We start from the raw sequence: 10480 nt of genomic DNA on the forward strand, positions 1-10480 counted from the left end.
GCGCGTCGAGATGGAACGCGGGGACCGGCGCGATCCGGAGGAGTCCCTGGAATGGTCCGCGGCGCGGCGGCTCGATGAGCGTCGTCCCCGCGAAGGCGACCGTCTGCGGATCCTGGAAGTTGTAGGTCTGCGACAGCTCGAGTGTGGCGACCTCCTGGGCGGAAGGCGCGTTCTCCCCGCCGCCCTTGGCGAGCAGGCGGTTGACGAGCTTGTACGTCACGGCGTTCTGTCCGAACACCGAGTCGGTCTCGTCGAAGAGCGGGATCCGGTCGAGGCCGTTGACGGGCGAGACGTAGCCGTAGTCGACGCGCGGCTCGATGATGTGCTTCCATTTCGCGAACGGGCCGAGCGAGAAATCGTAGATCCTCGAGAACGACGGTCCGACGATCGAGAGGCCCGCCTCCCCGTAGCGGCGGGTCAGCGAGTCTCCCGAGAACTCCTGGCCCGTCGTCGTCAGCGGCGTCACCGAGTCGGAGTACCAGGTGATCCTCCCTCCGCCGCGGGCGTTGAGCGAGAGCCAGGGAATGTCCTTGACCGGGAACGACAGCACCGGGTGGACGTCGCCGCGCTCGTAGCTCCCGTGGGCGGCGTTTTTTCCGCGGTTGACGAAGAGCTGCGAGAAGGACGCGTCGAGCGCGGCATAGAGCGGCGTCGCGCCGAGCTTCGCGGTCCGGTGGGCGTACTCGAGCGACGGCGTGCGCTCCTGGAGCACGTCGCTCGCGAACAGGGTCTCGGTGCGCTCGAACCGCAGGTTCACCGAGTCGTCGCCGAAGTTCTTCGTCAGGAACGCCGTCGACTGGATCTGGCGGGAGGCATTCAGGTTGTACGACCGCTCGAAGTCCTGCAGGTAGTTCACGTCGGAGTAGTCGCGGATCGAGACGACCGCGCGGGCGTCGCCCGGCAGATCGCTCGACGTGTGGTCCAGGCGCAGCTTCCAGCGCGTCGCGCGGCCGGTCGAGCGCACGCCGGAGGAGCCGTCGGGAAGCGCGCAGAGCTTCGTCGGGTCGGCCGTCGTCCCCGGCTCGCAGAGCGTGGCGGCATTGTCCCGCGCGACGAAGCCCTGGAAGACTCCCGCCGACTCGGCTGACGGCGCCCAGCGGAATTCCTGGCCGAGGCCGTAGGCGCCGCGCGAGTAGAGATCGAGCTCGGTCGTCGCGTCGGTCGGCCGCCCGGTCACCCAGTAATAGGTGAGCCCCAGGAAGGCCCCGCGCGCGTTGTTGTACCCGAGGCCGGGGACGAGGAAGCCGGAGACGCGGTCCTCCTTGGTCGGCCAGAGGAGATACGGCGAGTAGAGGAGGGGAACCTTCCTCGCGCGGAACGTCACGCCGTGCATGCGCGCGTAGTCGTCGAGCGTGACGGCCGCCTTGCGCATCGAGAAGGACCAGGCGGGGTCCGGGATCGAGCACGCGGTGAAGACGCCGTCCTCGATCACGTAGGTCGCCTCGCCCGTCTTCTGGATCGACTTCGCGATGATGTGGAAGGTCGGCTCGAGGTCCGCCTCCGCCTCCTCGAGCGTGCCGGTCTTCTTCTCGAGGTCGAAGACCGCGCGCCGGCCCGACATCCGGGTCGGCCCCTGGTCGATCACGACGTTGCCTTCCGCGGTCGCGATCTTCGAGCGGCGGTCGAACGTGAGCGTCTCCGCGCGCATCGACACGTCCTGGTACTCGAGACGGACGTCGCCGGAGGCCGTGCAGACGTCGAGGTTGTCCGCGCAATTCTCCCGGTCGGCGGTCACCTTCACCGCGCCTCCCGGCTTCGGCGGCTTGATCTTCAGCTCGAAGCGGGACTTCTCCTTGAAGCGCTGCGCGAAGGGATCGCTCGCGTCGAAAGAGTCCTGCGCGATCTGCGCGAACGCCGGGAGCGCTCCGAACCCGAGAAGGACGGCGGCGAGGAGCGGCTTTTTCAAGGCGAGAGGGCGCGCGCTTTTCCGGCGCTGGTCTTACGTCACGTCCATGACGGCGAGGGAGTCCGCGACGTCGAAGGAGCATCCCGTCTTGCCGCGGACCTCCTCGACGGAAACGTTCGGCGCCGTCTCCACGAGGACGAGCCCTTCCCCGCCGGGACGCACGTCGAAGACGCAGAGGTCGGTGATGATCCGGTCGACGCAGCGGCGGCCCGTGAAGGGAAGGTTGCAGCGCTCGAGGATCTTCGGCTTGCCGTCGCGCGAGACGTGCTCCATCGTCACGACGAGGCGCCGCGCGCCGGCGACGAGGTCCATCGCGCCTCCCATCCCCTTCACCATCTTCTTCGGGATCATGTAGTTGGCGATCGAGCCCTCCCGGTCGACCTGCATCGCTCCGAGGATCGAGAGGTCGATGTGCCCGCCTCGGATCATTGCGAAGGAATCGGCCGACGAGAAGTACGACGCGCCGGGGAGGATCGTCACCGTCTCCTTTCCCGCGTTGATGAGGTCGGCGTCGACCTCCTCGTCGGACGGATACGGTCCGACCCCGAGGATGCCGTTCTCCGACTGGAGCACGACCTCCATTCCCGGCGGGATGTGGTTGGCGACGAGCGTCGGCATCCCGATCCCGAGGTTGACGAAGAACCCGTCCCGGAGCTCCCTCGTCGCGCGGCGGACGATCTGCTCGCGGTCGAGCGTCATGGCTTTCTCACCGTCCGCCTCTCGATCCGCTTCTGGCGCGGTGCGACGACGACGCGATGGACGAAGACGCCCGGCGTGTGCACGCACTCCGGGTCGAGATCTCCCGGCTCGACGAGCTCCTCGACCTCCGCGATCGAGACGCGGCCCGCCGTCGCCGCCATCGGGTTGAAGTTGCGCGCCGCCTTCCGGTAGACGAGGTTTCCGTAGCGGTCCCCCTTCCACGCCGCGACCATCGAGAAGTCGCCGACGATCCCGCGCTCGAGGAGGTACTCGCGGCCGTCGAAATTCCGGGTCTCCTTCCCCTCCGCGACGAGGGTCCCGACGCCGGTCGCCGTGTAGAAGCCGGGGATCCCCGCCCCGCCGGCCCGCATCCGCTCGGCGAGCGTGCCCTGCGGGACGAGCTCGACCTCGAGCTCGCCCGAGAGGAACTGGCGCTCGAACTCCGCGTTCTCGCCGACGTAGGACGACATCATCTTCCGGATCTGCCGCGTGCGGAGCAGGAGGCCGAGGCCCCAGTCGTCGACGCCGCAGTTGTTGGAGACGACGGTGAGGTCGCGGACGCCCTTGTCGACGAGCGCCTGGATCAGGTTTTCCGGGATCCCGCAGAGGCCGAACCCGCCGACGACGAGGGTCGCGCCGTCGGGGACGTCGGCGACCGCCTCACGCGCGGACGAAACGACCTTGTCGATCACGACGAACGATCATAGTGGTCGGGCCCGGAGCGCGCAACGACGATCCACTCGAGCACCGCCAGATCGGGCGACGCTTCGGGCAGAGTCGCCAGCCGATCGAGGAGCGCGCGTCCTTCCGGCGAGGGGACGCCCGCGACTCCCTCGATCGACTCGACCGCGTAGCCGCACGCTTCGAAGAGGTCGGTCACCGTGCGGCGCGTGAAGAAGCGGACGTGTGTTCCCGAAAGCGTCGCGTACGGCACGTAGTCGAAGCGTCCTTCGAGGAGGCCGCCGATCACCGCCCAGTTGCCGACGTTCGGGACGGAGGCGATCACGCGCCCGGCCGGCGAGAGCCAGGGACGCACGCGCACGAGGGCGTCGGACGGGTCCTCGAGGTGCTCGAGCACGTCGCCGAAGAGAATCGCGTCGAAGGAACCCTCCCAGCGCTCGCGGACTTCTTCCAGGGTCGCGCCGATCACGCGGTCGTACACCGAACGCGCGCGCGCGGCGTCGCCCGAGTCCGGTTCGACGCCCACGATCTCGGCCACGCCCGCCGCGCGAAGCGCCGGCCCCGTCGCCCCCTGGGAGCACCCGACGTCGAGCACCCGGCGCGCTCCCTCCGGGAGCTTCGCGACGAGATCGGTCCGCGCGGAGGCGTCCATGTCGCCGTACCGGTGGACGTAGGCGCCGGCGTCGAAGGCGAGCGTCCCGCCGGCCGCCGTGAGCGCCCCGGGGAGCTCCGCGAGCGGAGTCGCGGGAGGAACCCGCGCGAGGGCGGCCCGGCGCACGGCGAACACGGGAAACGCGGCGGAGGCGATCGGCACCGGCGCGGCCGGGCTCCGCGCGAGCTCCTCCGCCAGGCGCTCGAGCTCGGAGACCGACGCATACGCGAACGCCGGAGGGCGGCACAGCTCCGGCGTCGACGACTCGTTGCCGACCGGAAACATCAGGTCCGCCGAAGAGGCGGCGAGCGAGACGAGCAGACGCTCCTGGGCGGCCGGGGCGACGAGCGCCTCCGGATCTGCGCAGACGAAGACGATGTCGCTCTCCCCCGCCGCGTCGGCGACGGCGGGAACCTCGCCGAAGCGAATGATTTCGCGGGATGCGGGAACCGCCCGGAGGAGCCGGAGCGCCAGCCGCCGCGACCACGGCGCCTCGGCGGCGAACCTCGGAACGCCGCCATAGATCCGGTCGATGGCGATCTTCATGGCGAGAATGGTCGGCGGAACTCGGGATCGTTCAAATCCGAAACTCGAATATCGAAACCCGAAACAAATTCAAAATTCGAAATCCCAAAATCGAAATCCCACGCACAGGTATGAGCCTCGACCACGGGTTGGCCTTCGGGACCCCTGCGCCCTGGATCATTTCGAACATTCGAAATTCCGATTTGTCTCGAATCTCGGATTTCGAAATTCGGATTTTTATGACTCCACGATCATGGCGGTCGCCTCGCCGCCGCCGATGCAGATCGCCGCCATGCCGCGCTTCTTCTTCTCCTGCCGGAGCGCGTGGACGAGCGTCGTCAGGATCCGCGCGCCGGACGCCCCGATCGGGTGGCCGAGCGCCACGGCGCCGCCGCGCACGTTCACCTTCGCGGGATCGAGAGCGAGGTCCCGGATCGCCGCCAGGGCGACCGCCGCGAAGGCCTCGTTGATCTCGAAGAGATCGATGTCGTCCTTCCCGAGCCCGCTCTTGCCCCAGAGCTTCTTCATGGCGGCGATCGGAGCGGTCGTGAACCATTCCGGCGCCTGCGCCGTCCCGGCGTAATCCACGATCCGCGCGATCGGCGTCTTTCCGAGCGCGCGCGCCTTTTCGGCCGAGCACACGACGAGGGCGGCCGCGCCGTCGTTGATCTTCGACGAGTTCGCCGCCGTCACGGCGCCGTCCTTCTTGAACGCGGGCTTGAGTGAAGGCATCTTGTCGAGCGGCGCGGCGAAGGGCTCCTCGTCGCGGGCGACGACCTTCGGATCCCCCTTTCGCTGCGGGACCTCGACCTTCGCGATCTCCGCGTCGAACTTCCCGCTGTTGTTGGCGTCCTGGGCGCGGCGGTACGACTCGAGCGCGAACGCGTCGAGCTCCTCGCGGGTGAAGGCGTATTTCTCGACGCACATCTCCGCGCAGCTCCCCATGTGGACGTTCTTGTAGGGGTCCCACAAGCCGTCGTGGACCATCGAGTCGATGAGCTCGCCCGGGCCCATGCGGTAGCCGGTCCGCGCCTTGGGGAGGAGATACGGCGCGTTCGACATCGACTCCATCCCGCCGGCGACGGCGAGCTCGTACTCGCCCGCGAGAATTCCGTTGGCGGCGTCCATCACCGCGCGCATCCCCGATCCGCAGACCTTGTGGAGCGTGACGCACGGAACCGAATCGGGGAGCCCCGCTCCGAGAGCCGCCTGGCGGGCGGGCGCCTGCCCGATGCCGGCCTGGAGAACGTTTCCGAAGATGACGGTTTCGACGTCCGCCGGCGCGACGCCCGCGGCCGAAAGAGCGGCTCGGATCGCCGCCGATCCGAGCTGCGGGGCCGAGAGCGGCGAGAGCGATCCGAGGAACGAACCGATCGGCGTGCGGGACGCCGAGAGAATGACGACTTCACCTCGTGATTGCGACACGGTCGTTTGCGCGCCGAAAAGACGGCGCGACCCTCCGCGCCGATCTTACCGCCTCGCCCGCGTTCCGGACCTGAGTCAATCGGAGCGGGACTCCGCGGAACGTGGAACCGGCGCAAACTCCTTTTTTTCGTTGCGAATCCGCGCGGATGACCGTACAATGAAGCGACACGGCAACGTGGTCGCGTTCGAGAGGACAGACGGCATGTCCACCGCCCCTCCCGCAAACCGCGGCGAACTTGACAGACCGGTCTCTCCCACCCGCCTCACCCGGGAAAACACCGAATTTGGAATGGAGGATCCGATGCGTCGAACACGAGTGTCCGAAATGCCGGCGTACGCTCTTCGCCATGGCAGCCCCGACAAGATTCCCCCCGCGCCGATCGACGTTTTCGAGGTCACCTGTCCGGCATGCGACGCCACGCTCTGCGTCGAGAGGGCGCTCCTCTCGGTCGCCCCGGAATTCGACTGCGCCTGCTGCGGCCGCGAGATCGCGCTGACGCCGGACGGATCGCTCCGCTCCGAGCGGTGGTTCCCGCGCGCGGTCGCGAGGACTTGAGAGGCGCCGAGCGCGCATCCGGCGCGCTCCTTCAGGCCTGTCTCTTCCCCGGCCTCGAGGAGGAGATCGTCGTCTACCAGGCGCAGCGCCTCGCCGAGAAGATCGTGCGGCGCTCGGTCGCGGCCGGCATCGCCGGAGCGTTTTATCTCAAGGAAGTCCTGCCGCGCGGCGGCGTCCGGGAAGACGTCGGACGCGACGACCGCGATCTGCGGCGGGCGCTGCTCGCGCGCTGCGACGACGGCGTCGAGAACGTCCTTTTCGGGTGGACCGTCGCGGCGACCGCCTTCGAGGCCTACCGCCACGAATGCTTCCTCTGGCACATCAAGGGAGGCGCGTTCGGCCGGCTGACGACGCGGGCGCATCCGGCGGCGCCGGCGGGCGGCTGGGCCTCCTGCCCCGAATGCGGCGACGACGGCGGGCGGCCTCCCTCGTTTCTCAAGGACGGCGAAGCGGTCGAAGCGTGACCGGGGCGGTCCCGGTCCGCTGCCCCGTCTGCGGCGAGGTCTCGGAAATCTCGGTCGATCCGTCGGGAGGCGCCCTCCAGGAGTACACGGAGGACTGCCCCGTCTGCTGCCGGCCGTGGAAGGTCCGGATCGCGTTCGACGAGTGGGGCGATCCGGACGTGGCCGTGACGCCGGAAAACGATTGACTCAGAACCCTTCCGGGAACCCGCTTCCGAGACGATAAGACGGTTTGTTTTTGAACGCAATCACGTAAGAATTATCCGGAGGCTCTCGTGGCGCATGCGGTAATTTCGTCTCGCTTTCAAATGGTCATCCCGAAGGAGATTCGGGAGCAAATCGGGCGCCGGGCAATCGTGGGACGCGATCCGCGAGATCTGCAACCCGCTCGTGGCGTGAGAGGCGTACGATAAGCAGCAATGAATTCAGCGACTTCCGATGACTCGAGCCGGATCCCGAAGCTCTCGGCCGAAGAACAGGATGAGGATCGTGAGCTGCATTTCGATCTCGACTTCCTGGCCAGTCTGACGACCCAGCAGCGCTTCGACCTCATGTTCGAACGGTCGCGGGAAATGGCGGAGATGCTGAGAGCCAATGGACATTCCGAAGCTTCTTCAATCGTTAAACGCCCATAACGTTCGTTACGTCGTCATCGGGCGACGGCGTTTCCGATTCACGGCTACGCTCGGGCCACGCTCGACGTGGACATCTTCATCGACCCAACAGAGCAGGGAAGACCTGCGCGTTCTCGAGAAATTAAAGGAAAAAGCTCGGGAGTGAGAGCACTCGAACGGCGCCGGCACAGGGGCGAGCTGAGCGATTCGCCGAGTCCGCACCAACGTCGCGACGCGAGGCCACGTTCGCCCCGAATCGGGCCGTCCCCGAATACATCATGAATAATTGAGGTCTGACCCTAACCCCCATGGTCCGCATGGTCCGCAACCCGCTCCTCGCCTGACGGATTAGAATCGATTCATGGCCGGGTCCGACTCACGTTTCGATTACGACGCGATCGTCGCCGGAGGAGGACCCGCCGGCTCCACGGCCGCGCATCTGCTCGCCCGCGCCGGGAAGTCGGTCCTGGTTCTCGAGAAAGCGACGTTCCCGAGGTTCGTGATCGGCGAGTCGCTCCTGCCCTTCTCGACGCCGATCTTCGAGAAATTGGGCGTTCTCGACGAGATCAAGAGCCGGTTCCAGCACAAATTCGGAGCCTTCTTCACCGAGGAAGGAAAAGAAGCCAACCGGAAGGTCGTCTTCGCTCACGGCTTCAAGCGCGGCTACGGTCTGGCGTTCCACGCCAAACGCGCGGAGCTCGACGAGATCCTCCTGCGCGCGGCCGAGCGCGCCGGCGCGGAGGTCCGCTTCGGCTGGAAGGTCGTCTCGCTCTCGAAGAACGATGGGGACGGCGTCGAAGGCGTTCGCGCGATCGGGCCGGACGGCGCTTCGCGCGAGATTCGCGCCCGCGTCGTCGTCGATGCGACCGGCAGGGCGGCGACCGGGGCGCGGGCCGAAGGCTTCGTCCAGCCGGACGTCGCACTCCGGCGCGGGGCGCTCTTCACCCACGTCGCCAACGCTCCCCGCGGCGAAGGGGAAACCGACGGGGACATCCGCATGGTCGTTTTCGAGAAGGGCTGGTGGTGGTTCATTCCCTTCTCCGACGGAACGTGGAGCGTGGGCGTCGTCACGGACGCGATGCCGCCCGGGGCGACGCTGGAAGAGCGCTTCGATCGCCTCGTCGAATCGACGGCGACCGTGCGCGAGCGCCTCAAGGACGCCAGACGGTTGATGCCGGTTCAGGCGGAAGCGGACTTCTCATACGACGTGCGGCAGATCGTCGGCGACGGCTACGTCGCGATCGGCGACGCGGCCGGCTTCCTCGATCCGATCTTTTCGTCGGGCGTATTCCTGGCGATGGCGACAGGAGAGAAGGCCGCGGAAGTCCTGACGAAAGTCCTTTCGCGCGGAGGGCCGGTCCGGGCGCCGGACCTGCGCCTCTACGAGAAATTTGCGCGAAAAGGATTCCGCCGATTCCGGAAGTTCGTGATCGGCTTCTACGAGCCGGGATTCCGCGACACCTTCTATCAGAAGCCGCCGCTGCGCGCCCTCTATTCCTCGGTGACGAGCATTCTCGCCGGCGGCGTGTTCGAGACGTCGGGCGCCCTTCGTCTCTGGAGCAACGTCTTTCTGTTCTTTGCCGGACGCGAGATCCGGAAACAGCGGCGGGCCGAGGTGAAAGCGTGAGACCCCGCTGCTTTGGAATGCTCGCGGCGTTCCTTCTCTCCGCGTCGGCGTTCGCGGCGGATTCCCCGCCCGCCCGGCTCTTCGTGGGCATCGTCTCGGACAGCGAGTGCGGCCTCGACCACGCGCGGATGAAGAAGCAGCACCACCTGCCCAACGACCTCGCATGCACGCGCGAGTGCTGCGACAAGTACAAGCAGGATTACGTGCTCGCCGACCACACCTCGGGCGACGTGTACCAGCTCGACGACCAGAAGACCGCGCGCCGGTTCGCGAACCGGGTCGTCCGCGTCCTCGGCACGCTCGAAGCCGAGTCGGGAACGATCCACGTGCTGAGGATCGAACCGGTTCGGTAAAGCGGCGCGCGGCGATGCATCGAGCCGGGCGGGCGCGTGGCAGCCGCCCGCGGGCTAAACGTACGCCACCGGTACGCCGCGCCCGCGGACCGGCTGCCCCGCATCCCGCCGGGCTCGCGCCTCACCGCGCTTTGATCCTCAGAGTGGGAATCGTCCTGCCTGATTCCCGCTCCCGCTATGGAACCTGGTCGCGGCCGGGAGAAGTGCTGGATTCCTGCTTTCGCAGGAATGACAGAACCACGGACGCGTCGAAGAAACTCGAACGGAGGGCGGGGATGGCCGCAGAATCTCGGGCGAGGTGTTTGCCGCGGCGAGGCGCGAGCCCGGTCCGGCCCGCGTTTGCAGCCGGTGACCTGAAGGCACGTCTCGAGACGGGTTGGAAGACGCGTTGGGAACGCCCGGCCCGCGGCCGAGTCGTAACGGCGGCGTACGGCGAGCGCCGCGTGCGGGCGGCATGGACGCGTATGACGACCCGTATCGGCGGGCCTACTTGATTCAGTCGCGGGCGATCAACAGTCCGATCAAAACCCCGAGCGCGATCCCCACGCCGAGCGATCCGAGAGCGACACCGACGGAGTGCTCGTCGGCGTACTCCTTCGCGTTCTCCGAAAGCCGCTCCCATTCGCGGCCGACGCGCTCTCCGGCGGCGCGTCCGCGCGTGCGGGCCTCGTTCCAGAAGCTCTCTTCGGTCCGGGCTTCGGCTTCCGCGCCGCCATCCGGGGGAGCGTTCTTCTCGGTGTCGTCCATGTCTGCCTCCGAGGCCGACTATACGCTTCGGCCGGCGTGCGGCGTCGCCTTCGCTCTCACGAGGCGCGAGCCCGGTCCGCCGTAGCCCGTGAGAGCGAAGGAGGATCGCCGCGCCTGCCACGCGTAATCGTGGAGGGACCGCTCTCGATTGACTCAACGACGAGGCGCGGCGAGGCGCGAGGCGGGCGGCCGCCCGGCGGCGGCATTGCTCAATGACCTGTTGCTCGGGGCTCT

General features: G+C 67.7%; 12 protein-coding genes. 6 read left to right on the forward strand and 6 right to left on the reverse strand.

The window, feature by feature from the left end; translation table 11 throughout:
* The 5 genes from lptD to VKH46_06300 form a co-directional block, all read right to left on the reverse strand.
* Window positions 1-1906, reverse strand: a 1906-nt coding sequence (gene lptD, locus VKH46_06280; GenBank protein HKB70434.1) for an LPS assembly protein LptD, incomplete at its 3' end; no start/stop codon positions are given.
* A gap of 33 nt (window positions 1907-1939) precedes the next feature.
* Window positions 1940-2605: a CoA transferase subunit B gene (locus tag VKH46_06285; GenBank protein ID HKB70435.1), complete on the reverse strand. Its 666-nt coding sequence runs from the start codon at window positions 2603-2605 to the stop codon at window positions 1940-1942.
* Window positions 2602-3294, reverse strand: a complete 693-nt coding sequence (locus VKH46_06290) for a CoA transferase subunit A (protein HKB70436.1) — start codon at window positions 3292-3294, stop codon at window positions 2602-2604. Before VKH46_06290 ends, VKH46_06285 begins: the two co-directional genes overlap by 4 nt.
* Window positions 3294-4484, reverse strand: a complete 1191-nt coding sequence (locus VKH46_06295; GenBank protein HKB70437.1) for a class I SAM-dependent methyltransferase — start codon at window positions 4482-4484, stop codon at window positions 3294-3296. Before VKH46_06295 ends, VKH46_06290 begins: the two co-directional genes overlap by 1 nt.
* Window positions 4485-4700: 216 nt before the next feature.
* Window positions 4701-5888: a thiolase family protein gene (locus VKH46_06300; GenBank protein ID HKB70438.1), complete on the reverse strand. Its 1188-nt coding sequence runs from the start codon at window positions 5886-5888 to the stop codon at window positions 4701-4703.
* A 301-nt stretch (window positions 5889-6189) separates the two neighbouring features.
* Here VKH46_06300 and VKH46_06305 point away from each other — a divergent pair, with 301 nt between their 5' ends.
* The 6 genes from VKH46_06305 (at window position 6190) to VKH46_06330 (ending at window position 9499) form a co-directional block, all read left to right on the forward strand.
* Window positions 6190-6444 (forward strand): hypothetical protein, encoded by a 255-nt coding sequence (locus tag VKH46_06305; GenBank protein ID HKB70439.1) that lies wholly within the window; start codon window positions 6190-6192, stop codon window positions 6442-6444.
* The gene (locus VKH46_06310) at window positions 6441-6908 is read left to right on the forward strand and encodes a hypothetical protein (protein HKB70440.1); all 468 of its coding nucleotides are present in this window, start codon (window positions 6441-6443) and stop codon (window positions 6906-6908) included. Before VKH46_06305 ends, VKH46_06310 begins: the two co-directional genes overlap by 4 nt.
* Window positions 6905-7093 carry a CPXCG motif-containing cysteine-rich protein gene (locus tag VKH46_06315; protein HKB70441.1) on the forward strand — a complete coding sequence of 63 codons (189 nt, stop codon included), beginning with the start codon at window positions 6905-6907 and terminating at the stop codon, window positions 7091-7093. Before VKH46_06310 ends, VKH46_06315 begins: the two co-directional genes overlap by 4 nt.
* Before the next feature lie 231 nt (window positions 7094-7324).
* Window positions 7325-7540, forward strand: coding sequence for a hypothetical protein (locus tag VKH46_06320; protein ID HKB70442.1), 216 nt, complete (start codon window positions 7325-7327; stop codon window positions 7538-7540).
* A gap of 340 nt (window positions 7541-7880) precedes the next feature.
* Window positions 7881-9146, forward strand: coding sequence for an NAD(P)/FAD-dependent oxidoreductase (locus VKH46_06325; GenBank protein HKB70443.1), 1266 nt, complete (start codon window positions 7881-7883; stop codon window positions 9144-9146).
* Entirely contained in the window at window positions 9143-9499 is a 357-nt protein-coding gene (locus VKH46_06330) for a DUF5818 domain-containing protein (protein ID HKB70444.1), read from the forward strand. Before VKH46_06325 ends, VKH46_06330 begins: the two co-directional genes overlap by 4 nt.
* A gap of 495 nt (window positions 9500-9994) precedes the next feature.
* On the opposite strand, the gene VKH46_06335 is transcribed toward VKH46_06330, so the two are convergent.
* Window positions 9995-10246, reverse strand: coding sequence for a hypothetical protein (locus tag VKH46_06335; GenBank protein ID HKB70445.1), 252 nt, complete (start codon window positions 10244-10246; stop codon window positions 9995-9997).
* Window positions 10247-10480 lie beyond the last annotated feature (234 nt).

The organism is Thermoanaerobaculia bacterium (genome assembly GCA_035260525.1).
Taxonomy (GTDB): domain Bacteria; phylum Acidobacteriota; class Thermoanaerobaculia; order UBA5066; family DATFVB01; genus DATFVB01.

Coding starts and splice junctions, on each gene's coding strand:
- VKH46_06320 (HKB70442.1), top strand. CDS start 7,325: ATGAATTCAGCGACTTCCGATGACTCGAGCCGGATCCCGAAGCTCTCG.
- VKH46_06335 (HKB70445.1), bottom strand. CDS start 10,246: ATGGACGACACCGAGAAGAACGCTCCCCCGGATGGCGGCGCGGAAGCC.
- VKH46_06325 (HKB70443.1), top strand. CDS start 7,881: ATGGCCGGGTCCGACTCACGTTTCGATTACGACGCGATCGTCGCCGGA.
- VKH46_06305 (HKB70439.1), top strand. CDS start 6,190: ATGCGTCGAACACGAGTGTCCGAAATGCCGGCGTACGCTCTTCGCCAT.
- VKH46_06295 (HKB70437.1), bottom strand. CDS start 4,484: ATGAAGATCGCCATCGACCGGATCTATGGCGGCGTTCCGAGGTTCGCC.
- VKH46_06285 (HKB70435.1), bottom strand. CDS start 2,605: ATGACGCTCGACCGCGAGCAGATCGTCCGCCGCGCGACGAGGGAGCTC.